Annotated in this window: 21 protein-coding genes; 5 read left to right on the top strand and 16 right to left on the bottom strand. The window is 63.8% G+C overall.

Annotated features, from left to right (window positions below; translation table 11 throughout):
* The first annotated feature begins 71 nt into the window (after window positions 1-71).
* Window positions 72-680 (top strand): FMN-dependent NADH-azoreductase, encoded by a 609-nt coding sequence (locus ACQKPE_RS02605; protein ID WP_427663201.1) that lies wholly within the window; start codon window positions 72-74, stop codon window positions 678-680.
* Window positions 681-812: 132 nt separating this feature from the next.
* Window positions 813-1,868, top strand: coding sequence for an alpha/beta hydrolase family protein (locus ACQKPE_RS02610; RefSeq protein ID WP_427663202.1), 1,056 nt, complete (start codon window positions 813-815; stop codon window positions 1,866-1,868).
* Here the strand turns inward: ACQKPE_RS02610 and ACQKPE_RS02615 are convergent.
* Complete coding sequence (locus ACQKPE_RS02615; protein ID WP_427663203.1) at window positions 1,818-3,011, bottom strand: MFS transporter; 1,194 nt, start codon at window positions 3,009-3,011, stop codon at window positions 1,818-1,820. The two genes, ACQKPE_RS02610 and ACQKPE_RS02615, sit on opposite strands and share 51 nt — an antisense overlap.
* A gap of 280 nt (window positions 3,012-3,291) precedes the next feature.
* Between ACQKPE_RS02615 and ilvA the strand changes: the two genes are divergently transcribed.
* The gene (gene ilvA, locus ACQKPE_RS02620) at window positions 3,292-4,854 is read left to right on the top strand and encodes a threonine ammonia-lyase, biosynthetic (protein ID WP_427663204.1); all 1,563 of its coding nucleotides are present in this window, start codon (window positions 3,292-3,294) and stop codon (window positions 4,852-4,854) included.
* Between the two features lie 11 nt (window positions 4,855-4,865).
* On the opposite strand, the gene ACQKPE_RS02625 is transcribed toward ilvA, so the two are convergent.
* The 4 genes from ACQKPE_RS02625 to ACQKPE_RS02640 form a co-directional block, all read right to left on the bottom strand.
* Window positions 4,866-5,744, bottom strand: coding sequence for an SDR family NAD(P)-dependent oxidoreductase (locus tag ACQKPE_RS02625; protein WP_427663205.1), 879 nt, complete (start codon window positions 5,742-5,744; stop codon window positions 4,866-4,868).
* A 134-nt stretch (window positions 5,745-5,878) separates the two neighbouring features.
* Window positions 5,879-7,069, bottom strand: a complete 1,191-nt coding sequence (locus ACQKPE_RS02630; protein WP_427663206.1) for a hypothetical protein — start codon at window positions 7,067-7,069, stop codon at window positions 5,879-5,881.
* 73 nt (window positions 7,070-7,142) lie between these two features.
* Window positions 7,143-7,610, bottom strand: a complete 468-nt coding sequence (locus ACQKPE_RS02635) for a VOC family protein (protein ID WP_427663207.1) — start codon at window positions 7,608-7,610, stop codon at window positions 7,143-7,145.
* 121 nt (window positions 7,611-7,731) lie between these two features.
* Window positions 7,732-9,351, bottom strand: a complete 1,620-nt coding sequence (locus tag ACQKPE_RS02640; RefSeq protein ID WP_427663208.1) for an NADP-dependent glyceraldehyde-3-phosphate dehydrogenase — start codon at window positions 9,349-9,351, stop codon at window positions 7,732-7,734.
* Window positions 9,352-9,491: 140 nt separating this feature from the next.
* On the opposite strand from ACQKPE_RS02640, the gene ACQKPE_RS02645 reads away from it, so the two are divergent.
* Window positions 9,492-11,762, top strand: a complete 2,271-nt coding sequence (locus ACQKPE_RS02645; protein WP_427663209.1) for a putative bifunctional diguanylate cyclase/phosphodiesterase — start codon at window positions 9,492-9,494, stop codon at window positions 11,760-11,762.
* A 126-nt stretch (window positions 11,763-11,888) separates the two neighbouring features.
* Window positions 11,889-12,131: a DUF2790 domain-containing protein gene (locus ACQKPE_RS02650; RefSeq protein ID WP_427663210.1), complete on the top strand. Its 243-nt coding sequence runs from the start codon at window positions 11,889-11,891 to the stop codon at window positions 12,129-12,131.
* Between the two features lie 79 nt (window positions 12,132-12,210).
* Here ACQKPE_RS02650 and ACQKPE_RS02655 read toward each other — a convergent pair whose 3' ends face one another.
* The 11 genes from ACQKPE_RS02655 to ACQKPE_RS02705 form a co-directional block, all read right to left on the bottom strand.
* Entirely contained in the window at window positions 12,211-12,876 is a 666-nt protein-coding gene (locus tag ACQKPE_RS02655; protein ID WP_427663211.1) for an amino acid ABC transporter permease, read from the bottom strand.
* Entirely contained in the window at window positions 12,873-13,604 is a 732-nt protein-coding gene (locus ACQKPE_RS02660; RefSeq protein WP_427663212.1) for an amino acid ABC transporter ATP-binding protein, read from the bottom strand. The genes ACQKPE_RS02655 and ACQKPE_RS02660 overlap by 4 nt, the downstream gene beginning before the upstream one ends.
* Before the next feature lie 14 nt (window positions 13,605-13,618).
* On the bottom strand, window positions 13,619-14,266 hold the full coding sequence (locus tag ACQKPE_RS02665) for an amino acid ABC transporter permease (protein ID WP_427663213.1): 648 nt from the start codon (window positions 14,264-14,266) through the stop codon (window positions 13,619-13,621).
* Between the two features lie 3 nt (window positions 14,267-14,269).
* A complete protein-coding gene (locus tag ACQKPE_RS02670) occupies window positions 14,270-15,034 on the bottom strand; it encodes a transporter substrate-binding domain-containing protein (protein ID WP_427663214.1) in 765 nt (254 codons plus the stop codon).
* A gap of 159 nt (window positions 15,035-15,193) precedes the next feature.
* Window positions 15,194-15,637, bottom strand: coding sequence for a cupin domain-containing protein (locus ACQKPE_RS02675; protein ID WP_427663215.1), 444 nt, complete (start codon window positions 15,635-15,637; stop codon window positions 15,194-15,196).
* A gap of 22 nt (window positions 15,638-15,659) precedes the next feature.
* A complete protein-coding gene (locus ACQKPE_RS02680) occupies window positions 15,660-16,157 on the bottom strand; it encodes a cupin domain-containing protein (RefSeq protein WP_427663216.1) in 498 nt (165 codons plus the stop codon).
* 103 nt (window positions 16,158-16,260) lie between these two features.
* Window positions 16,261-16,899, bottom strand: a complete 639-nt coding sequence (locus tag ACQKPE_RS02685) for a helix-turn-helix domain-containing protein (RefSeq protein ID WP_427663217.1) — start codon at window positions 16,897-16,899, stop codon at window positions 16,261-16,263.
* Between the two features lie 447 nt (window positions 16,900-17,346).
* On the bottom strand, window positions 17,347-18,225 hold the full coding sequence (locus ACQKPE_RS02690) for a helix-turn-helix domain-containing protein (RefSeq protein ID WP_427663218.1): 879 nt from the start codon (window positions 18,223-18,225) through the stop codon (window positions 17,347-17,349).
* A 308-nt stretch (window positions 18,226-18,533) separates the two neighbouring features.
* Window positions 18,534-22,301, bottom strand: coding sequence for a dermonecrotic toxin domain-containing protein (locus ACQKPE_RS02695; protein ID WP_427663219.1), 3,768 nt, complete (start codon window positions 22,299-22,301; stop codon window positions 18,534-18,536).
* Between the two features lie 70 nt (window positions 22,302-22,371).
* The gene (locus ACQKPE_RS02700; RefSeq protein WP_427663220.1) at window positions 22,372-23,154 is read right to left on the bottom strand and encodes a ChbG/HpnK family deacetylase; all 783 of its coding nucleotides are present in this window, start codon (window positions 23,152-23,154) and stop codon (window positions 22,372-22,374) included.
* On the bottom strand, window positions 23,126-24,289 hold the full coding sequence (locus ACQKPE_RS02705) for a GNAT family N-acetyltransferase (RefSeq protein WP_427663221.1): 1,164 nt from the start codon (window positions 24,287-24,289) through the stop codon (window positions 23,126-23,128). The genes ACQKPE_RS02700 and ACQKPE_RS02705 overlap by 29 nt, the downstream gene beginning before the upstream one ends.
* Window positions 24,290-24,291: the final 2 nt, after the last annotated feature.

The following is a 24,291-nucleotide window of genomic DNA, read 5'->3' on the forward strand; positions in this document are numbered from 1 at the left end:
TCGTCGGCTCTGTAGGATTGCCTGCCATCGTGATCGCTCAACGCTGCGGTCTTTATTCACAGGAGAATCCAATGAAACTGTTGCATATCGATTCGAGCATCCTGGGCGACAATTCCGCCTCCCGCCAGCTGAGCCACGAAGTGGTCGAGGCCTGGAAGGCCGCCGACCCGAGCATCGAAGTGGTCTACCGTGACCTGGCCGCCGATGCCATCAGCCACTTCTCGTCCGCCACCTTGCTCGCCGCCGGCACCCCAGAAGAAGCCCGCGACGCCGCCCTGGCCCACGAAGCCAAGCTGAGCACCGAGACCCTGGCCGAATTCCTTGCCGCCGATGCCGTGGTAATCGGCGCGCCGATGTATAACTTCACCGTGCCGACCCAGCTCAAGGCCTGGATTGACCGGGTTGCCGTCGCCGGCAAGACCTTCCGCTACACCTCGGCCGGCTCCGAAGGCCTGTGTGGCGGCAAGAAGGTGATCCTGGTGTCCACCTCCGGTGGCCTGCACCTTGGCCAGCCGACCGGCGTGGGTCATGAAGAGTTCCTCAAGGTGTTCCTCACCTTCATCGGCATCACCGATGTGGAAATCGTCCGTGCCCATGGCCTGGCTTATGGCCCGGAGCACCGCAGCAAGGCCATCGACGCCGCCCAGGCGCAGATTGCTGGCGAGCTGTTCGCCGCCTGATCGTAGCGGTATCGAAAAAACCGGCTGTCGCCTCGTGCGCCAGCCGGTTTTTTCATTCAGGTTTCATCTGGCGCCCTCGGTGCAGGCTCTATGCTGAGGCGGTCCGTCCACCTCGGGGGGAGGCCTGCATCGATGAAAACCCGTGCTCTACTGACCTTGCTGCTGCTCGGCGGCCTGTTGGCCCGTGCCGAGGCGCAGCCTTGGGTGGCGGGCCTGCATCGGCTGACCCTGGCCGACCCGGTGGATGCCCGGCCGATGCAGGCGCTGGCGTTCTATCCTACGAGCAGCCCTGCACGAGCGACACGCATCGACGGCTACACGCTGAAGGTGGCCGAGGACGCGCCGGTGGCCATGGGGCAATATCCGTTGTTGCTGTTGTCCCATGGCAATACCGGCAGCCCGCTGGCCCTTCATGACCTGGCCACTTACCTGGCGCGCCAGGGCTTCGTAGTGGTAGCGGTAACGCACCCTGGGGACAACCTGCGCGACCACAGCCGACTGGGCTCCCTCAGCAACCTCTATGGCCGCCCGTTGCAGATCAGCGCCGCAATCGGCGCAGCGCGCGACGACGCCTTGCTCAGGCCCTACCTGAACCACGGCAAGGTCGGGGTGATCGGCTACTCGGCTGGTGGCGAGACCGCGCTGATTCTGTCTGGCGCACGGCCCGACCTGGAGCGCCTGCGCAGTTATTGCCTGGAACGCCCCCAAGATGCCGATGCCTGCAAGACCCACGGCGTGCTGATCGCCGACCGCAGCGAACTGACGGCCCAGGCCGACCCACGGGTCGGCGCGGTGATGCTGATGGCGCCCTTGAGCCTGATGTTCGGTCGCCATGCATTGGCAGGGGTGCAGGTGCCGGCATTGATCTACAGCGGCGACCAGGACCAGTTGCTGGCGCTGGAGCACAACGCCCAGGCCCTGGCGCGCAAGCTGCCATTGACCCCCGATTACCGTCTGCTCTCCGGCGCCGGGCACTTCGTGTTCATGGCCCCTTGCGATGCCGAGCAGCGCCAGCGCATGGCGGCCTTGTGCAAGGACGCTGATGGCGTCGACCGACGCGACATCCACCACGGTTTGCAGAGCGAGACGGCCTCGTTCTTCAGCCAGGCGCTGGACGCACCGCAGCCCGCAGAGGGCTCAGTGCTGGCGCACGCGGCGGGCGAGGAACAGGACCAAAGCGACCCCTGACAGGGCGAGCAGTGCCGCGATGCAGAAGATCGATGCATAGCCCAGGTGCGCGGCCAGCGCGCCCATCACCGGGCCTGCGAACGCCAGGGCCAGGTCGAAGAACACCGCATAGGCACCCAGGCCTGCGCCGCGGCTGTGGCTCGGCACCTGCTTGATCGCCTCCACGCCCAGCGCCGGATACACCAGCGACAGCCCGAAGCCGGTCAACCCGGCCCCGACCAGCGCCCAGGCCGGCGACGGCGCGAGCCACAGCAGCCCCAGGCCAAGCACCTCGGTGATCATGCAGGCGATGGCGACGTTGTAGCCGCCGAAGCGGTGCACCGAATTGACGAACAACAGCCGCGAGACGATGAAGCACACGCCGAATGCGCTCAGGCACCAGGCCGCACCCGCCCAGCCGCGCTCCAGGTAGTACAAGGTGACGAAGGTGGTCAGGGTGCCATAGCCGATCGACGCCAAGGTCAGCCCGAGACCACAAGGTGCCACCCGGCCAAAGGCTGACCAGAATGGCAGGCGTTCGCCGCGCGCCTCCACCACTGCATCCGGGCGGGTACGCAGCACCAGCAGCGCGAGCAGCGCCATGGCCAGCAGTGCCGGCCCGAGCATGGCGAAGCCCAGTTCGTCCACCATCACCACCCCAGCTGGCGCGCCAATGGCGATGGCGCCGTAGGAAGCGATCCCGTTCCAGGAAATCACCCGGGCGGTGTGCTCCGGGCCGACCTGGCTGATCCCCCAGCTCAAGGTGGCGACGCCGATCAGGCCCTGGGCGATGCCCAGCAGAAGACGCCCGACCAGCAGTAAGCCGAGGCTCAGCCAGGGCAGGCCGAGGGTCCAGCCGGACAACAGCGTCAGCACACCGCACGCGGCAATGCCATACAAGCCATAGGCGATTGCCCGTTTGCCACCCAGGCTGTCGGCGATGCGCCCGGCGAACGGGCGGCTGAGCAGTGTGGCCAGGTATTGCAGGCCGATGGTGATACCGGCGACCACCGCGCCGAAGCCCAGTTGGTCGTGCACATGGCCAGGCAGCACGGCAATCGGCAGGCCAATGCACAGAAAGGCGATGAAGGTGTAGAAGACGATCGACAGGATTTGCAGGGTCACTGCGCGGGTGTTGGCGGGGGCAGGGGATGGTGCGGTCATGAGCTCGTTCGCGGGCAGGCGGTGGGACAATGATGGACGTTAGGCGGGATAAAAGAAAGCAGGCTAACGATATTTGCCTGCGCAGCAAGTGTTGACTTCCCACAACAGCGCAAGATAAGTTCAACGCCTATGAATACACAGCCGCACCTTCACGCCGCCAGCATCATTATTACCGCCATTATCGGATTGGCGGGCTAGCGCGTACGTGCACCGAACCCGCCCTGGAGGCGGGTTCTTTCACTCTGACTCCCGGGCATCTGCAACCTCCCAGGAGTCATCGATGACCAGCCTCAATGTCAGCCCTCGCAGCGCCGTCACTCCTCAGCAATTGCTGTCGGAGCAGGTGCGCCGCATTCTCGCAGCGCCCGTGTACGACCTGGCCATCGAGACGCCCCTGCAAGCGGCCCCGGCGCTGTCGGCAAGCCTTGGCAACCAGGTGCTGCTCAAGCGCGAAGACCTGCAACCGACTTTCTCCTTCAAGGTCCGCGGCGCCTACACCCGGCTCTCGCGCCTGACCCCTGCGCAGCGTGCGCGCGGCGTTATCACCGCATCGGCCGGCAACCATGCCCAGGGCGTCGCCCTGGCAGCCTCGCACCTGGGGCTGCACGCCACCATCGTCATGCCAACCACCACCCCTGAGCTGAAGGTTGCCGGGGTACGTTCCCGCGGCGGGCATGTGCTACTGCACGGCGAGAGTTTCCCCCATGCCCTGGCCCACGCCCTGCAACTGGCCGAGCGTGACGGTGCGACCTTCGTACCACCGTTTGACGACCCGGATGTGATCGCCGGCCAAGGCACCGTGGCCATGGAGATCCTGCGCCAGCAGCCGGGCGCGCTGGACGCGATCTTCGTGCCGGTGGGCGGCGGCGGGCTGGTGGCGGGCATCGCTGCTTACGTCAAGTACCTGCGCCCGCAGGTGAAGGTGATCGGCGTGGAGCCGGAAGACTCCAACTGCCTGCAAGCCGCCCTGGCCGCAGGCGAGCGGGTGATCCTGCCGCAGGTGGGCACCTTCGCCGACGGCGTGGCAGTGGCGCAGGTCGGCGCCCATTGCTTCGAGTTGTGCCGGCACTTCGTAGACGAGGTGCTGACGGTCAGCAGCGACGAGCTGTGCGCGGCGATCAAGGACATCTACGACGACACCCGCTCGATCACCGAGCCCTCCGGTGCCCTGGCGGTGGCGGGCATCAAGAAGTACGTGGCGCGCGAAGGCGTGTGCGGGCAGACCCTGGTGGCCATCGACTCGGGCGCCAATATCAATTTTGACCGACTGCGCCACGTGGCCGAGCGAGCCGAGTTGGGCGAGCAGCGCGAGGCCGTCATCGCCGTGACCATCCCTGAGCGGCCGGGCAGCTTCCGGGCGTTCTGCCAGGCTCTGGGCAAGCGCCAGGTCACCGAATTCAACTACCGCTGCCAGCCGGGGCGCGAGGCCAGGCTGTTCGTCGGCGTGCAGACCCACCCGCTGCACGACCCCCGCCAGGCGCTACTGCAAAGCCTGAGCGGGCAAGGCTACGAGGTAGTGGACCTGACCGACAACGAACTGGCCAAGCTGCACGTGCGCCATACCGTCGGCGGGCATGCCGCGCCTGGCGCGCAGGAGCGAGTATTGCGCTTCGAATTCCCGGAGCGGCCCGGTGCGTTGCTGGGCTTTCTGGAGCGCTTGGGCAAGCGCTGGAACATCAGCCTGTTCCACTACCGCAACCATGGCGCCGCCGTAGCCCGAGTGTTCGCCGCATTGCAGGTACCGGACGACGAACTGCGCGGGCTGCCCCAGGCGCTGGAGGCCATGGGTTACCGCTATTGGGACGAGACGGATAACCCGGCCTACCGGCTGTTCCTCGGCTAGCACCCGGGCAACTAGGCGTTGTACCCGCCGTCCACCGTGACGAAAGACCCGGTCATGAAGCTCGACGCGGGGGTTGCGAGAAACGCCACCACCGCCGCAATGTCGGCCGGCTTGCCGTAACGGCCAAGCGACGTCAGCTTGCGGTTCATCAGCGACAGCTCACTGCCGTCATCCGGGTTGAGGTCGGTCTCCGTCGGCCCAGGCTGCACCAGGTTGATGGTGATGCCCCGTGGCCCCAGTTCGCGGGCGAGGTGGCGGGTCAGCCCAAGCAGCGCCGACTTGGTCATCGAATAGCCTGCGATACCTGCGAAGGGCGCGCGTTCTGCTGCATTGGAACCTGTGGTGATGATACGGCCACCTTGCCCAAGGTGCGGGATGGCCGCCTGTATGGCCAGCACGGCGGAGCGGACATTCACCGCCAGTAGCGCATCGATATCGCTGAGTGTCAGGTCGGTGAAGTTCCCAAGGCGGGCGATGCCGACGTTGTTGACCAGGATATCGAGGCCGCCAAGCCCCCTGACCGCCTGCCCGACCGAACGTGTGACCGCTGCCGGGTCGCCACTGTCGGCCTGGATGGCCAGAGCCCGCACGCCCTTTGCCTCGATCGCTCGAACCAGCGCCGTTGCACTGTCGGTCGAGCGCAAATAGGTGATCGCCACATCGGCGCCCTTGTCGGCCAGCGCCAAGGCGATGGCGGCGCCGATACCCCGGGAGGCGCCAGTGACCAGTGCACGCTTGCCGGACAGTTCTTTCGCAGGGTTCGGCGTATCGGCGCGCGCTTGCAGCGCACTGACGGGGCCGGAGGTGGCGACGGCGGCGGCTGCAACCATGGCGGACGCACCGAGGATGATCTTGCGCCTGCCGAGCTGAAAACTGTCTTCGCTTTGCATGATTCACTCCGTGATCTGATGATCGTTCAGGGTATGTTTGCCGCTGGAAACATATCCCTGACCTGCACGCGCGACTGTGCAGATCCGATCAGAGAACGGTGGAATCCTCTCTAAGGTCGGGTCGACTGTGAAAATCAGCGCTCGCGCATGAAGAACCCCGCCACGTACTTGCGGAAGGTTTCCAGGCTCTTGAAGTCGGCATAGCGCTTGAAGTGTTCGGTTTCGGGTTCCGGCCCGACCGGCTGTTCCAGCAGCGACACCGACAGCACCCGGTCCTGGTCCGAGGTGAGCACCAGCTCATCCATGACCTGGCCGCCGATCACCGGGCGGCGCATCAGCACCTTGACGCCCTTGCCGGCCATCCAGTCGATCAGCGACACCAGCGCCTTGAGCGGCTCGCGTTCTTCGTCGCGATAGACCGGAAACAGGTGCGCCCGCGACAGCACCGGTACGCTCGCTACGTGGATCAGCTCGTAGTAGTGGCTGCCGGCAGTGGCCGGCGAGTACAGCGCCAGGGCCAGCAATGGCCCACTGGTCTTGCTGCCGCCCCAGAGCAGGTGGTGGCCCTGGAAATCGAAGCCGTCCTCGCTGCGGGCATTGAGCAGCTTGCGCCCCTTGATCTGTTCGACGCAGTCGAGCAACAGACCGTGGCGGCGGTGGTTGCCGAACACCGTGGCGTCGCGCAGGCGGGCCTTGAGCATCATCATGTGCTTCATGTCCAGGCGCGTTTCCAGGTAGTTGCTGGCCGGCACCCGCTCCAGCAGCGGGTAGCGCGCCGCCACGCCACGCAGCTCGGCGAACTGCGCGGTGAGGTCTTTCTTCAGGTGGGTGGCGTAGACATTCAGGCCGCTGGCTTCGATCCAGGTCAGCAGCAACGACAGCAGGCGCTGCTGCTCGCGTCGCTCGCCCGGCTCACTGCTGCCTGCACTGGCGCCTTCGCTGGCCTTGCGGAAATCGCCGAGCAGACGCAGTGGCGCGTCAGGCGCCAACCAGGCGGCGGGCGGCGCGACTTCCTCACTGCGCTCGCTGGCTTCGCGCTCATCCTTGGTGAACGGGCAGCCGGGTGCGTGTTCAGGGGGGTCGGGGTTGTTGCGCAGGAACAGTGTGCCGGTGTTGCCATTGAGGCTGATATTGAGCACCGGCAGGGCATCCTTGCGACAGTCGCAGGCCAGCCACTGGTTGGCGCTGCGCACTTTCATCAGCCACTGGTTGGCCTGCAACAGGCGCGGGCCGGAGAGGGTGCCAGCAGCGAACGCGGCCAGCAGTTCTTCTTCGGCCGGCGTGAGGCTGCGCACCTGCGCGCCGGATTTTTCGATGATTCGCATTGAGAAGCAGCTCCAAGCTACAAGCCTCAAGCTTCAAGCAAAGCGAGGCGGCTTTCAACCTGGGGCTTGTCGATCACGTACCGCCAAACATCTTGGCCGCGCGGGCGCGGATTTCCTCGACGCTGAGGTCTTCCTTGTGGGTGGCGATGAACCACAGGTTGCCGAACGGGTCTTTCAGCGTGCCGCTGCGGTCGCCATAGAACTGGTCCTGCACCGGGTGCAGTTGGGTCGCCCCGGCTGCAAGGGCCTGGGCGTAGACCTTGTCGCAGTCTTCCACGTACAGGTGCAGGCCAATGGCGGGGGCGTCGATGGTTTGGCTGGCCTTGAGGCTGCCTTCCATGTCGCAGGGGTCGGCGAGCATCAGCGACGAATCGCCGATCTTCAGCTCGGCGTGGCCTACGCGACCGTCGGGGCCATCGAGACGGAACATCTCGATAGCCCCGAAGGCCTGTTGGTAGAACGCGATGGCCTTGGCGGCGTCCTTGATGCCCAGGTACGGTGTGATGCTGTGCTGGCCCTCGGGGATGGGTTTGGCGGCCATGGGCTTGTCTCCTCTTCACGGTGGGTGAGTGCTGGTGAATTAGAGTCGTTCAAGCCCAGGGAAGATCGACACAGGGGCTAGACCGTTTACCTATAAGCACGCTTGCCACTATCGCCTGGCATCAGAAGATGTAGTCGGTGGTCAGGAAACTCGACTGGCGATTGCGAATGATCTCGCTGATAAGGGTTTTGTTCGCCTCCTGGAACTTGCTCGCCACCAGCGTGCGGATGGAGAACACGCGCAGCGCATCATGCACCGACAAGGTCCCCTCGGCGCTGTTCTTGCGGCCGTTGAACGGGTAGGTGTCTGGTCCGCGCTGGCACTGGGTGTTGAGGTTGATGCGCCCGACCTGGTTGGCGAAGGTGTCGACCAGCGTGCCGATGGTCGCCGGGTCGTTGCCGAACAGGCTCAACTGCTGGCCGTAGTCGGAGTCGAGCACGTAGTCGATCACGGTCTGCAGGTCGCGGTAGGGCACCACGGGCACCACCGGGCCGAACTGCTCCTCGTGGTATACGCGCATCGCGGGGCTGACCGGGTAGAGCAGGGCGGGGTAGAAGAACGAGCCGCGGCTTTGCCCACCGCCTTCGTTGAGCACCCGCGCGCCCTTGGCGGTGGCGTCGGCCACCAGGCCATCGAGGTAGTCGACCTTGCCCGGTTCCGGCAGTGGCGTCAGGGCCACGCCCGGTATCCAGGGCATGCCGGGCTTGAGGGCGGCGAGCTTGTGCTGGAATTTTTCCAGGAACGCGTCGACCACCTGCTCATGCACGAACAGGATCTTCAGCGCCGTGCAACGCTGGCCATTGAACGACAGCGCGCCGGTCAGGGCTTCCTCGACGGCGTTGTCCAGGTCGACCTGGGGCAGCACGATGCCGGGGTTCTTGGCGTCCAGCCCGAGTGCGGCGCGCAGCCGGTGTGGACGCGGGTGCAGCTTCTTCAGGTCGCTGGCGGCCTTGTGCGTGCCGATGAAGGCGAACACATCGACCTTGCCGCTGGCCATCAAGGCGCTCACTGTCTCGCGGCCACGGCCATAGATGACGTTGATCACCCCCGCTGGGAAGCTGTCGCGGAACGCTTCGAGCAGCGGACGAATCAGCAGCACGCCGAACTTGGCCGGCTTGAACACCACGGTGTTGCCCATGATCAGTGCCGGAATCAAGGTGGTGAAGGTTTCGTTGAGCGGGTAGTTGTAGGGCCCCATGCACAGCGCCACGCCGAGTGGTGCGCGGCGGATCTGCCCGAGGGTGCCCTGTTCGAGCTCGAAGCGGCTGGAGCGGCGGTCGAGGTCCTTGAGCGCCTCGATGGTGTCGACGATGTAGTCGCAGGTGCGGTCGAACTCTTTCTCGGCGTCCTTGAGGTTCTTGCCGATCTCCCACATCAACAGCTTGACCACCGCGCTGCGCTGTTCGCGCATGCGGGCCAGGAACGCCTCGACATGCTGGATACGTTCGGCGACGCGCATCGTCGGCCAGGCGCCGCGGCCTTTGTCGTAGGCCTGCACTGCCGCCTCCAGGGCGGTAAGGGCGGTGTCAGCGTCCAGCAGCGGTGCGCTGCCGAGCACCACCTGCTGTTCACCATCGGCGCCTTGCAGCCACACGGGGCTGCGCACCGTGGCCAGGGGGCCATCCCAGCGCTTTAGCTCGCCGCCGACCAGGTAGTCGCGTTGCTCCAGGGGCTCACCTAGGCGCCAGGCCTCGGGAATGTCGTGGGGGGTGGGAAACAGCGAGTCGAATAGCGGGTCCATAGGCGGCTGCACCTCATCATTCCTGGGTTGGGTGAAACGCTTCAGCTTCGAGCATGCGCCCACCGTTGGAAAAACTCCAGTCTGGCTCAACATTGTTGCCGGTGCGCCGATACAGGATGAATAGCCCTCGACCGTCCTCTATGAGCCTGAACAGTCCCTTGCCCGACGACTCGTCTTCTACGCCGCTGCGTCATTCCATTGGCCGCCTGCTGCCTATCGGCTTCGCGCTGATCGGTATCGGCTTGTCGATCGCGCTCGGCCACCTCGATGTGCAGCGCCGCCATGCCGAGGAAGAGGCCAATGTCGCGGCACGCCTTTCGGGTGTGCGGGGTGCCTTGGAGGCTCAGTTGCGCGCCGCGTTCGGCGAGACCGAGGGCATCGCCCAGTTGCTCGCGGCCGACGGCTACATCAGCACCCGGCACTTCCAGAGCATGGCCCGTGAAGCGCTGGAGTCGGCGCCGTACATGCGCCATGTGTCGATGGCGCCGAACGATGTGATCGCGGCCGTCTACCCGCTCAAGGGCAACCAGAGCGTGGTTGGCCTCGATTACCGGCGCTTGCCGCTGCAGTACCCGATGCTGCAAGCCGCCCGCGACCGACGCCAGCCCATGCTGGCCGGGCCTGTGGAGCTGTACCAGGGTGGACGCGCCTTGATCTACCGCAGGCCTGTTTTCGTCAACGGCAAGCGCGGGGTGCATTTCTACTGGGGCAACATCTCCATCGTCGCCGACATCGACCGCCTGCTCGATGCGGCGGGCCTTAAAGCGGCGCAGGATATCAACCTGGCGGTGCGCGGCGCCGATGGCAAAGGCGCGCACGGCGCGCTGATCTGGGGTGATACCCGCTTGTTCGAGGCGCCCCAGGTCAGCCTGGGCGTCGATGTGCCGGGCGGGCAATGGCAACTGGTAGCGGCGCCACGCGGCGGCTGGTCGAGCGGCACCTTGTTCGCCTCGCCCTTGTTCATGCTTGGCCTGGGCAGCACGCTGCTGTTCAGCCTGTTCGTCAGTCGTTTGAAGGGCAACCAGCGCCTGCTGCAACAGCGCAACCGCGAGTTGCGCCAGTCACAGGCACAGCTCGAACGCCTGGCCCACTACGACGCCATCACCGCCTTGCCCAACCGGGTGCTGTTCCAGCGCCAACTGGGTAGCGCCATCTACCATGGCCGTGGCCTGGCGGTGCTGATGCTCGATATCGATGGCTTCAAGCAAGTCAACGACAGCCTCGGCCATGCCATGGGCGACTTGTTGCTGCAACGGGCTACTGCGCGCTTCTTGCAGGAGCTCGATACCCAGGACCGGGTGTGCAGGCTGGGCGGCGACGAATTCGTGTTCATGCTGCAAGGCAGCCAGGGCCAGGTCAGCCACCAGGTGCGCGCCTTGCTGCGTTGCTTGCAGCGGCCCTTCGACCTCAATGGCAATGCCACGCTGGTGACCGGCAGTATCGGCCTTGCCTGGTGTCCACAGCACGGTGAAGACACCGACAGCCTGCTGCGCCATGCCGACACCGCCATGTACGCGGCCAAGGAGGCCGGGCGCAACACCTGGCGCCCCTACCATCCAGACATGACCGAGCGCCTGCAGCAGCGCCTGGAGCTTGAGCGCAACCTGCGCCGGGCGCTGGAACTCAACGAATTCGAGCTGTGGTACCAGCCCAAGATCGACCTGTTCAGTGGCCAGCTGGAGGGCGTCGAGGCGCTGCTGCGCTGGCGCGACCCGGAGCACGGGCTGGTGTCGCCGGGGGACTTCATCCCCCTGGCCGAACGTACCGGCCTGATCATTCCCTTGGGTGAGCGGGTGCTGGAGCTGGCGTGTGCGCAGTTGGCCGCCTGGCGCGCCGCCAATTGCCTGCCGGGGCCGATGGCGATCAACGTCGCGGCCTTGCAGATCGAGCGCAGCGACTACGTGGCCAGCCTGGCCACCGCATTGGCACGCCACGACCTGCCACCCAGCCTGCTGGAGGTGGAGATCACCGAGAGCCTGCTGATGGAGAGCCAGCAGCAGGCCTTCGCGGTGCTGACGCAACTGCAAGCGTTGGGGGTGACCACTGCAGTGGATGACTTTGGCACAGGGTATTCATCGCTGGCCTACCTACGCTCGTTGCCGATCGACCACCTGAAGATCGACCGCGCCTTCATCAAGGACCTGCCGACCGACGACGACGCCGTCGCCGTGGCCCGGGCGATCATCGACCTGGGCCACGCCCTGGGCTTTCGGATCACCGCCGAGGGCATCGAGACCGAGGCGCAACGCGACTTCCTGCGTAACGCCGGTTGCGACCAGGGCCAGGGCTATTTGCTGGGGCGCCCGATGCCGGCCATGGCGCTGGGCAACTGGTTGGCCGACAACCAGATGCGCTGGCGCCTGGCCCAGCAGCGGGAGGTGCCCAGCCTGGGCACGGGGTACCTCGAATAATCATCAACGAACGCAATAACAAGTATTGACCCTGAGTATTTTTCATTGCAGGGGCAGCCTGAGAAGATGAGTCCAGCAAAACGAATCGAACTTCCAAACGACTCAACAAACTTCCAGGAGCCACCCATGAAAACTGTAATTGCCGCTGTACTTTCGTTGACCAGTGTATTTGCCTTCGCCGGTGAAAACACTCATGGCAAACACAATACTGGCCGCTTGGATATTGCCGAGGTCATCAGCATCTCGCCTGCCAAGAACGCGTCGAGCGTAAGTGAAGTCGTCGACATGAAGATGGTCTACCTCGACAGCCAAGGTGCTACCCGCACGCTCAAGTACAAAGTCCTGGACGATTCCCGCCAGAACGGTTGAGACAGGTGGCCATGTCACATAAAGAACGCCGCATCCCTGATGCGGCGTTCTTTATTGGGCTTTTACTTGGCTTGTTCCGTTATCGCGCAGGAAGACGACGCTCGACCGAGGTTGAAATGCAATAAATGATCGACGCCAAGGCAATATAGAAAACGGCCGTCAGTGCATAGACCTTGAAGAACTCAAAGTTGCCAGAAGCCAGCTCTTGCATGCGCGCGAGCAGTTCCGGGTATTGGATCAGGAAGGCGATCGAACTGTCCTTCAGGTTATACAGCACCTGGTTGGTCAGGGCGGGGACCGATGCTCGCAGCACCTGCGGGAAGATCACGTATCGGAACACTTGGCGATCATTGAACCCTTGGGCCTGCGCAGATTCCACCTGGGTCTTGTCCAGCCCATTGTAGGCACTGGCCATGTAGCTGGCGTTGTACGCCGCAACGTTCAGGGTGAAGCCTGCGACCGCCGCCTCGAAGGGGCTCAGCTTGAAGATCAATGCCGGCAGGCCGTAGTAGGCGACATACAGGATGCACACCAGCGGCGTACCGATGAAAAACGACTTGAAGCCTGCAATACAGCGGCTGACCCGCCTGTTGCGGCTCAAGCTCAGGTAGAACACCAGCGAACCCAGCAACAGGCCGCTCAGCGACACGGTCAGCGTGAGCTTCAGGGTCGCCCAGATCCCCAGTTGTATCAGTGGCCATTGCTCGAGGAAGTCCTGGTAGAAGCTGAGCATGTCGGCCGTCACGACGCATGGCTCGCGAAGAAACGCATCACGTTCACGTCGGTCGAGACGTTCGCCAAGTGTGCGACCGAGCCTTGCGCGACCACTTTTCCTGCATGCATGAAGGCAATGCGCTCGCTGATTCGCTCGGCGAAGGCGATGTCGTGGGTGACGCATACCGTGGTGATATGCCGGGCTTGCAGCTTGCGGATCAACAGCGCGACTTCCTGGCTCATCAACGGGTCGAGCGCCGAAGTCGGCTCGTCGAGAATCACCATCTGCGGGCGCATCACCAAGGTTCGAGCAAGCGCGACCCGTTGCTTCTGGCCGCCAGACAGCTGTGCGGGGAATTTCTTTTCATGGGCGGCCATGTCGAAGTAGGCCAGCTCCTCGCGCGCCATGGCCTGGGCTTCGACCCGGCTTTTGCGCTGTAGCTTGCGCAGCGCCAGGGTGACGTTGTCCAACACGTTCAAATGGCGGTACAAGGCGAAGTTCTGGAACACGAAGCCGATGTCGCTGCGCAGTCGCCGAACATCGACCTGCGGCCCGAGCACATCCTCGCCACGAAAGACGATTTGCCCGGATGTCGGGCGTTCCAACAGGTTGAGGCAGCGGATCAGGGTGGTCTTGCCACACCCCGATGCGCCCATGATGACTTGGGTTTCCCCGCGTTCGACGCTCAAATCGACACCCTCGAGCACGGCGTTGCCGTCGAAGGCCTTGGTCAGGTTCTTCACTTCTAGAATGGGCATGTGTTTCTCGCAAGCTAGCGCACGGCGTAGCGCTGTTCGATCTTGTCCATGACCAGCACGAACACCCTGTACAACAGGAAGTACAAGAGGCCGGCGATCAGGTAGATGTTCATCCCCAGCAGGCTCAATGCGGTCAGTGCCTTGGCCTGGCCGAGGATCTCTGCAATACCGACCATGTAGGCGAAGGGCGTGTTCTTGAGAATGGCGGTCAGTTCATTCATCACGCCCGGCACGGAAAAGCGCAGCATCTGTGGAAATTCGAGATGCCGAATGATCTGCCAGGCGCTGAAGCCTGCCGCGCGGGCCGCGCTGGTTTCACTGGGCTCGACCATGGCCAATGCACCGCGAAACACCTCCGACAGGTAGGCGCCCCCAATCACCCCAAGGCTGAGGTTCATCGCAAGCAGGGGTGACACCGCGACGTCGAAGGCCGGCAGCCCGAAATACACCAGGAACAACAGCACCAGCACAGGGATGGGGCGGATGATGAATACCACGAGGTCCAGCAGGCCCGCGATGTAGCGGCCGGAAAGCCGCCGCAAGGCGGCGACTCCCAGGCCAAGGGCGAATGCGCTCATGAAGCAGGTCAGGGTGACGTACAGGGTATGCACGACCCCTTGCAACAACAGCACGACGATATCAAGCAGCGCCTTGGCCAGCATCGGTCAGGACTTCATCCACTTGTCCAGGATCGCGGCGATCTTTTGCGGACCCTGCTCTTTGAGGTAGGCATCGAAGTCATCGCGAACCGCCGAGCCTTTCGGGAAGGCGAAGCCCAGGTGGTCGACGCCCTTGAAGGCGTAGCTGACGTCGATCGGCAGCTTCTTGCTGTACTTGTAGTTGGCGAACACCGGTTCTTCGATGAAGGCCAGGTCGAGGTTGCCGTTGTTCAGGTCGGTGATGACTTCGTTGTACGAAGGGTAGAGCTTGGCGTCAGCCACTTTGTACAGGCCCTTGGGTTCCAGGTCGGACTTGATCAGGTCGGTGTAGGCCATGCCACGTGGGTAGCCGATGCTGTATTTCTTCAGTTCGGCCAGGTCCTTGATCGTCAGCTTCTTGGAAACCAGGCTGACCAGGTTGAACGAGTTCTCGTAATAGGGCGCCGAGAAGTCCATCACTTTCTGGCGTTTTTCGGTAATCGAAATGCCGGAGAAGGCGACATCCGCCTGCTTGCCAGCCACTGCGCCGAGCATCCCTTCCCATTCGTATTCCTTGACCGCGATCTTGCAGCCGCGCTCCTTGCAGTAATTGCGGAAGATCTCCAGGTCAGCCCCTTGGATCGTGCCGTCCTGGCCCTTGAACAGCATCGGTGGGGAGTTTGGCGAAACGGCGATTTTGAGCGTCACGCCTTGCACAGGGTTGCCGGCGAAGGCGCCGGCGGTCATTACAGTCAGCACTGAGAAGGCGATGGCTTGGCCAATTTTTTTCATGGGAAGGGCTCTTGTCTATTCAGGTTCGTTTTAAAGCGACTGCCAGGGCATGAACTGCCCCTGCAGCGCGGCTATTGAACCTGATAGGCAAGAACGCGACGTTCCGATTCGTCTCCTGAAGTGTCTGAACGTGCGCATTTATGCGCACGTCAGAGAAGCTCAGGGTTTGGCGGCAGGTGCGTTGTAGATCACGTAGATTTTCGAGTACCCAGCGGTTTCGAAGGTACCGGTCCAGCCCTTGGGAAGGGTGACCGATTCCCCGGCGCCGACCTCCATGCGCGTGCCATCGGAGGAGGTCAAGGTAATGCCCCCGGAGATGAAGTGCAGGAACTCGTCGTGGTCCAGGCCGGGGGCCTTGAGCTCCACTTTCATCGGGCCGGACTTGAACATGCCGGTCTGGAAGGCCTTGTCCTTCGAGTCGTAGGTGACTACATCGATGGTGCTGCTTGTGCCCGAGCCTTCTTTCACTGCATTGGCTTGCTGGTAGATCGCGCCGTTGACTTGCGCCGCCGAGGACTTGATGGGTTTGGGCGCGTCTGCGTTGGCCAGGCCGTTGTACAGGGCGGTCAGTAGAAGCAGGGACGGGATAGCGATTTTTTGCATTTCAGGTCTCGGGGTTGGGGTTTCAGGAGGTTGCCTTGGGGGCGTCGGGCAGCAAGCGAATACCGTGCTGCTGGGCGAGTACCAGGATCTGCTGCATGCGTTCCGGCGTCGGGGGCGTCGTGTCGCGAGGAACGCCAGGGATCAGCGGGGTCCCGGCCGCCATGACGAATTGATCGAAGCCGCCGGGCGTGCCGACCACGAGCGCACGTGCCGGTACCTTGCCGATGTTGCGCAGGCGCTGTTGTACGTTGCGCGGGGCGAAGTAGCTTTCGCCGGCGTGCAGGGTGAACACGTGCTGGCCAATGGTGACCTCCAGCTCGCCCTCGAACAAATGCATCGACTCATCTTCGTTGACATGAATATGCAGGCCGCCATCGGCTCCGGGCGGCATGGTGCCTTCGACGATGCAGAACTGGCCGTAGGTGTCTTTGCTCGACAGCAATACTTTCAATTCAACACCGAACAGTTCATAGGTGTCAGGGCTATGCGAGTGCGTATAGACGCGAGGGTAAGTGGCCATTCGACGATTCCTTGGAGGGTAGGGTGCTCACGGTGATTGAGCCCTACCTCCAGAAGGTCGTCGTGTCGATTCGTCTGCGCCTGTACCTATTCGTGCTCGACTATCAGCCGTGTTGCTTTCGAAAGCTGATCGGGTTGAGGCCCGTCAGGCTACGAAAGTTGCGCGCGAAGTGTTGCGAGGTCTGGAAACCACAGGCCAGGGCAATCTCCAGAATGGACTCCTGGCCTGCCAGCAACATGGACTTGGCCAGTTCGATGCGCGCATTCATGACGTATTGATGCGGCGTGGTCGAGAAGCTGGCGTGGAACAGCCGAGAGAAATGCGCGCGGCTGAAGCCCGCGCACTGGGCCAGCGCTTCCACGGGCAACGGCTGGTCGAGGTGGCCATGGATGTAGTCCGCCACTCGCCTGGCGCAAGAAGGCGGCAAACCGCTGACCGGGTGTGGTTTCGCCGGGGCCGAGGCGTTGTGGTGGTTGTCCAGGGAAATGGCGATGCCTTGCTCGATGGCGCTGGCGAAAAAGCCCCCACGAGCAAAGTCGCTGGCATGTTCGACGTGCAAGGCATACATCAGGGCCGACAGACGCTCATCGCGCTCGGGAATCAGCTCGAGCAGGCCGCCGCCAAGCTCCTCGGCTGCTGCCTGCAGCAACGTTTCGTGCATACAGGCACTGATGGCTTGGGCCGGCGCCAACCAGTGCACGCGCTCATTACGGGCGTGCAGCGAGAACGCGAGCGCTTGCACAGGCACCTGCGCGGGCGCTGGCTGGCCTCTCGTGCGCCGCGATGGGCTGGGGGGCAGCAACATATTCAGCCTTTGCACGTCCAGGCGATGGGTATGCCTCGGGCTGGGTTCCCAGGCTGGCGTGGCATGTTTATCGATGGTGCGTGCGCCATACAGCGGGATGGGTCTGTCGTCGTGAATGGTAACGCTACGCAAAAAATTCATATCGGCAAACTCACAGCTGAATCGGTTTTCTAAGTGGCATGAGTATTGCGGCCTGTGACAGCAAAAGAAACATTTTGTTTCAGGAGAGGGTGAAACTGATAAGTGGATATCAAATTCAACGACATGAGCCCACTTATCGGTGAAGGGCTGGTGAAGATATCGTGCACTCGTTGAATATATTGAACGGAACGCTCGTGCTAAGTTCACTGCAACATGCCAATGCCGCGTGCGCTTTTAGCATGATCAGTTGTACTGCTTGCGAAAGTCATTTGGCGTCACGCCTGTAGCATTGCGAAAGTTACGCGAAAAGTGTTGTGAGGTCTGGAAACCACAGGACAGCGCAATCTCCAGAATAGAGTTGCGGGTTACCAGCAACATGGACTTGGCAAGCTCGATGCGTGCGTTCATGACGTAATGATGTGGCGTGGTCGAGAAAGTGGCATGGAACAGCCGAGAGAAATGCGCGCGGCTGAACCCGGCGCACTCGGCCAGCTCCGCCAGGGTCAAGGGCTGGTCGAGGTGGCTATGGATGAAGTCCACCACACGCTTTGCGCAATAGGGTGGAAGACCCACGACCGGGCGCAGCTTCGTTGGCGCAAAGGCGTTGTAGCGGCTGACCAGCGAGCTGGCGATGGCTTGTTCGATCGCATCGACGAACAGTCGGCCAGAGCCAAAGCCGCCGACCTGTTCAACATGCAAGGCATGCATCAGTGCCGACAGGCGCTCGTCGCGAACGCCGGGGTCGGGCAGCAGCTCGAACGGACCGCCGCCAAATTCTTCGGCGGCGTTTTGCAGTACTTCGTCGCGTACACAGACACTGACCATTCGCACCGGCTTCAACCAGCACACGCTCTCTTCGCGGGCTCGCAGGGAGAAGGCGATCGAGCGAGCAGCCACGGGAATCTTGCGCACCGGCTGGCTGCCTTCGCTGTGCAGCAGCTCGCTGGGTTGCAGGAACATTGTCAGCATTTGTGCATCCAGACGATGGCTATGCCATGCGCCAGGTTCCAGATGATGCGTTTCGACCGGCATGGCCGCCGGAGACAAGCTGCCGATCGGGTTGCTGCCATAGAGCGGGATGGTTTTGTCACGGTGAACGGCGGGAATACGCGCAAGGCTCATGCCTGCAACCTCGATGCTGAATCGCTTTTGTGTTTCCGAGTATTGCGAGGATGAATAATAAAAGAAACACTTTCTCAGTTGAGGAGGTGTTGAACTGATAAGTGGCTATCAATTTCCGAAAAAATTCGGGCCATTACAAAAGTGCCACTATGCGGCATGATGTCGCGTCTTCTTCCGTTTACGTATACGTAAATAATGCCGCTTGCATTGCCGTTGTTTTTAGTGTGTGTCGAGTATCAGGTGGATATATAAGAAAACTGCCGGTGCGGTGTTTCACAGAAGGCAGTCCATGAAACACCGTGCGGGGTTTACAGCGGCAATGCCAGTAACTGTGCGGCAGGCCGGGCCAGGACCTCTTCACGCAACGACGGGTTGTTGTCTATCACGCTCAACCGACGCCATAGCTCGCTGCGCACGCGCTGCGGATCAAGGTCGAAGGCATCGGTTTCGATAATTGCGCGCAGGTCTCGGCGGTACTGCAACGGCAAGCTGTTCCAGCTTATCCACTCGTCCACCCCTGCGTTGTGTAGCAACTCGTCGTAGTCGCCATCGTCTACCAGCAGATCGACCTGATGAGCCTGGTAATAGTCACCGATCTGGCTCTGCGCACGTTGGCCCAGGCCGCTGCTTTCCAAGCGCAGGGCCAGCGCGGCATCGCGCGAAAGCGGCACGGGTTCGGGCAGCTCGGCGAATTGGTTGTCGCCAAGGTCCAGGACCAACGGCGATTCCATCTGCTCCAAACCTGTGGGCCAAGTGCTCAGGGCGCAGCCGCTCAGGCGCAGCGACAACAGTTGGCGAAGCTGGCTCAGGTCAGGGCTGGCGATCAGCGGGTTGCCCGACAGGTCGAGGGTGGTCAGTTCGGTCATTTCGTTCAGCCGGGCTTGGGCTTGGGTGTCCCAGGTGATGCGATTGTGCTCCAGGTCCAGGCGCTCCAGCGCTGCAGGTGCGGGCACCTGCGGCACACGATCGAGGCGACAACCGCGCAGGTACAGGCGATTCAGGCGCGGGAAGCGTGCCAGCAGCTCGCTTGGCAAGCGTGTCAGTGCCGGGTTGCCGCCGAGGTCAAGCAGGGCCACGTGGCTGAATCGATCTGGCAGTACCAGGCTGGCCAGGTCCTGGTCGTCGAGCCCCAGGTCCGCCAGTTCGAGGGCATGGCCACGCGAGTATTCATCCAGTTGATGCACCGCGTTGCGCCTCCAGACGTTGACCAACACGGCAACGGCGCGCTGGCGCCGTGTGCTGTTGCCGGCCCAGTCTCCCAGGGACTGGTGGAAGTCACGCAGTTGCTGCTCCATCTGTTGCAATTGCCTGGTCGGGGTGAGGCCCAGTTGCCGCCAGCCGTCCAGTTGCCCCTGGATTTCTTCGTCGCTGGCAGTGGGGAAGGTTGCGCGGTAGCGCCGGCGCAATGCGTGCATCTCGATGAAACCCTCGCTGACCGGACGCTCGTTGGGCAGGCCGCCCCACAGCGCGCCACCTTTGCGCCCCCACCCCGGTGTCCCCTGGGTGAGCCGAGAAGGCAGGAACCGTGCGGGGTCTGCATCGACCTGCCGCTGCAGCTGCTGGCGCAACGCCTGGACGTCAGCGCCCATGAGGCCGAGGGCCTGGCGCTGAGTCGCGGGCAGGGCGTCGAAGACCGCGCGACACAGGTCATGGTCCTGCTGTGCGGGTGCGGGCCTGTCGCCCAGGTGCGCTTCATAGCCTTGCGGCGACTTGATCACCACGTTCAGGCCACTGGCCGAGGGTTTGCCAGCCGCCGCCAGCGTGGCGCCCTGTGGGCTGCCCGCACGCAGTTCCAGACGCCAGTCGGTTGACCAACCTGGCAAGCGCCCCAGTGCACGCAGGATCAGGCGATCGCTCTGGGTACTGGCCAGCCCAGGCAAGTACAGCCCCTCCAGTGCACGGGCCAGCGGCAGTGCCGCGCAGGTTTGCGAGGCCGCCGCTGCGAGGCGGGTGGGCAGGGTGTCGGTGGTGTGCCAGTTGTTCAGCTCGTCGACATCCAGGTCGCTCAACAGGCGCTGTGCCAAGGGTGACGAAAGCGCTGGGAACGCTTCGCGCAAGCGGGTTTCATTGGCCTCGGGGGGCTGAGTGCCTTCGTAGAAGTGGGCGAACAACGCATCATGCTGGCGGGTAGGCTCCAACGCCAGTTCGGCCTGCACGCGGGCTTCGGTTTGCACGCGCAGCAGCGTATCGGCCAGCAGCGGCGGTGTTGGGGCATTGGCCAGGTGCAACTGGCGCAGTCGCTCCAGGCCCATGCCGCTGATGCGTGCGGCCTGCTCCAGTTGCAGGTCGTCCAGTGCCGCCCCGCGCGGGCCTAGCCGCCTGAGCAGCTTGGCCAATGGCCACTGCCGCGGCCGTTCGTGCTCTGCGCGCCAGGCGCCGTCGCCATTGTGTTCGAGTCGGGGCTGGTAGGCCTCTGGGCGCTCGGGGTGGCCGATACGCCAACCGCGCCCGGCCTCGTCGAACTGCTGGGCGTAGAGATGTCCGTCCAGCTGGATGTAGTGCTTGTCCCCCTGCAGGTACTGGCCCAGGGCATTGGCCTCAAGCGCTTCGGGCAATTGCACGGTGCTGCGATACGCCGCCAGGTCTGGTCGCCACAGGCGCTGGCTGCCATCGGCCAAGGCAATCGCGTCGAGGCTTTCCATCAGCGTGCTATTGAACAGCTTTGGCACGAGCTGTCCGGCGACGTGCAGCCCACCGATCAGCGCCAGGTTCAGCCCAACGGCCTCAAGGTGGCGCAGCGCCAGGTGGCGATCGCCCACGCGCCAGGCTTCGTAGCCCTCGTAGGCTTCATCGAGCAATTGATAGGCGACCACCGCCGTCATCAACGTCCCCACTGTGGGGATGAAGAACCCGGCCACCATCAGGGTGTCCAGGCCGAGGTTCAACCACATCTCCCGGCGGCGCTTGCGGGCCTGTTCATCGGCGTCGGCGGTGGGCACCAGCACTTGGCGTGCGGCAGCCTTCAGGCGGGCGAGATGGTCGCGGTAGAGGAACGTGAAGGGGGCGTCTTCGATTGGCGTCAGTGCCAGGTGCAGGTCCGCGCCGACCCGTAGCGGCCATTGGGCATCGAGGGCTGCACTGCCTGAGTCGTCGAGGTTTTGCTGCAAGCGGTCGAGGAATGTGGCGTGCTGTTCGTGGGCCAGGTAGTCGAGCATCTGGCTTCTACAGGCCGGTTCGAGCAACGCTGTGCACAGGTAGTCGTGCAGGTCGTCGCGTTGGGCGAACTGGCGCAGGCTGGCGAGATCGCCCGGCAGGTAAAGCAGCAAGCCGCTGTCGCTGAGGTCGAACACCAGGCATTCGTGCAGGGTCAGGCCGAACAGGCTCAACTGCTGGCAAGGCAGCGGCGTGTCGTGCTCGAGCAGTGCGAGCAGTGCTTGCTGCGCTGGCGTGTCTAGCGTGGTTGCCTGGGCGAGCGCCAAGTGCAGGCGCGCTTTTTCCACTGCAGTGAACAGCGGCGTCACTGGCGGGCGGGCGAACACCTCGTCGAGGTGGACCTGGTAGCGCAGGCCCAGGTCGAGGTCGCGCACTGCCTCGGCGAATGCCGCTGGCGCAAGGGGCAGGGGCTCGATGGCATAGGTATGTGAGGCCAGGTTGATGTCTACCAGGGTTTCGCTGTCGCCCAAGGTGGTCTGGCCTACCACTGTCTGTGGGGTGACTTCGATGTGCTGGCTCAGGGCAATGCTGCTCTGGCTGCTGAAGGTCAGGCCATCGGCGAAGTTCTGCAAGGCGGCGTCCAGCAGGGTATGGCGCTCATGGCTGTACACGTACACCCCATGGGTGAAGAAGGGGTGGATACGTATCAGCTCTGTGGCGCGAGGCGCCATGGACAGGGTGGCGAATCGCTCGACCAGCAGCGGCTCGGCGAACTCGGCGGGCTGGCGCAGCCCGCCGAGGGCAACGGCCAGGGCCCTGCGTGCCTGATCGAGGCGCGCTTGCTGAGGCGCGCCGACCTCTGCAGCAGTGGCCGGCAGGCTGCTACGCAGGGCTTGCCACTGCTCGGTAGCGATCGCGGTCGCCCAGCTTGGCAAGCGCTGCTCGAGCAGTGTTTGGTGAGGGTTTTCAGTGGCCAACGACATGACCGTGCTCCTGTGCGTGATGGCCGCACAGGAGGCACCTGATGTCCGGTCGTGGGGTGCTAGATAAGTGTTACGCCAGTTGCGCAGGGCTTGCCAGGCAGGCGCCGTAGCCCACGCGAGGCACGTGCTCCAGTCGCGAGTCGATCAACGCCTTGAGCGACTCGCCGCCCTCCAGGTAGGCATCGCCGAAATCGTGGCCGCCCAGCGCGCTGGGGTGCGCGACCACTTCCAGAACCCCTTCGCGCGGTGCCAGCCCGGCTTTCAGGTCGGCGGGGGTGCACACGTAGTCGGCGGTGGCGCCAGAAAGCCTGCGCAGGCGTTGGTTCAGCAAGCGCTTGAACAGCCACTTCAGCGGCCCGATGTTGTGCCCCAGGTTGCGCGCCAGGCGCACCGGTACGCCTTGTTCATGGGCGAAACGCGCCACCACCTCGCCGATGGGCCAGATGTTGTGCACATGCTGGTGCGAGTCGAGGTGGCTGGGCATCAGGCCTTGGTCCAGGCAGTGCTTCCATTGCGCCTGCAACTCCTGCGCTACTGCCTCGCGCTCACGGCGTGACAGGCGCAGGGCGCGACGCTTGAGTTTCAGTTCGAACTCGCCGGTGGCTGTACAGAAGCGCGGCTCGGCCTTGATCGCCTCGCTCAACGGTCGCCCGTAGGTCAGGTTGAAATGCAGCCCGACACGCCCGCACAGCGCTGGCTGCTGGGCCAGCACGCAGGCGGCGGCGAAGGCCGGCATGTTGGCCATGGCCGTGGCCGAGCTGATCAGCCCGGCCTGGAAGGCATGCAGGATCACGGCGTTGGTGTGCACGCTCAAACCGAAATCGTCAGCGTTGACTATGACCTGAGATGGCATCCGGGCGCTCCTCGGGGGTGGGGGATGGGGTCGTCGGGCGGGTATCGCGCTGACCTTTGTGCACGCGTGGCTTGAGCCAGTCCCAGCAACGATGGACCAGGCCCAGGGCGATACCGTCGAGGCGCCAGCTGTAGCAGCTCAGCCGCCAATGCTCGACCTGGCCGGTCTGGCGCTCGTGCAACTGGTGGCTGGAGTTGTTCAGGCTCACCCGCGAGGCATCCACCCAGTGCCAGCCTTCGTCCAGGCCCCAGTGGATGAACTCTTCCAGCAGCACCCGGCCACTGCCCAGGTCGCGGTGCTCGGGGATGAAGGCCAGGTTGTAGTCGTACACCCGGCCGCGTTCCAGCAGGCCCAGGCGGTAGCTGATGCACTGGCCGTCGAGTTCCAGCAGCACCAGGCACACCAGGCCCTCGGCGGCCAGGGCGGTGAAGGCCTGGTACATCCACTGGTGGCGCTGAGGGCCGCTGAAAATGCCGACCTCGTCATCGCCTTTCCAGCTATGCGCCTCCACGGCGCTGACGGCATCGAGCAGCGCATCGATGTTCTGCGCCGTGGCGATCACCCGGCGCACCACCGCGCCGCAGGCTTTGATCCGCTTGCGGGCTCGGCGCAGCTTGTAGCGTGCATCGCCGCTGACTTCCTGGCGGTCCAGCTCGCTGATGCGGTGCACCGGTGCGCGGCAGCTCAGGTGGCGTTGGTAGGTGGAACTGGCCGAGGCCCATTGACGCAGCCAGTCGTCATCGGCGCCATGCACCTCGCCCAGTTGCAGCAGCGCGTGGGGCAGTTGCTTGCGAATCGCTTGCAGTACCTGGCCGGCACGCTGCGCGGGCAAATCCAGCAGCAGCGCGATACGGTCGCTCAGCGGGTGGCCCAGGTGGCGCACCACCGGCACGTTCAGCGGGCCGAACGGTTGCCGCTCGCGCACCAGGGGCAGGCACAGGCACAAGCGTCCGTCGAGGTGCCCCAGCAGCACCTGTAGCTGCTGGCCCGGTTGCAGCGCGGCCTCGGCTGCCCGCAGCCAGCCGAGGTGGTTGAAGGGGGTGCTGCCGGCCACGCGCTGGCGTAGCGCCTCGTATCCGGCAGCGGGGAAACTGTGGGTGCGCAGCGAGGCGCACCAGCTCAGTTGCAGGGCCATGG

Origin of the sequence: Pseudomonas sp. NPDC089554, assembly GCF_050280645.1 — a bacterium.
Classification (GTDB): Bacteria; Pseudomonadota; Gammaproteobacteria; order Pseudomonadales; family Pseudomonadaceae; genus Aquipseudomonas.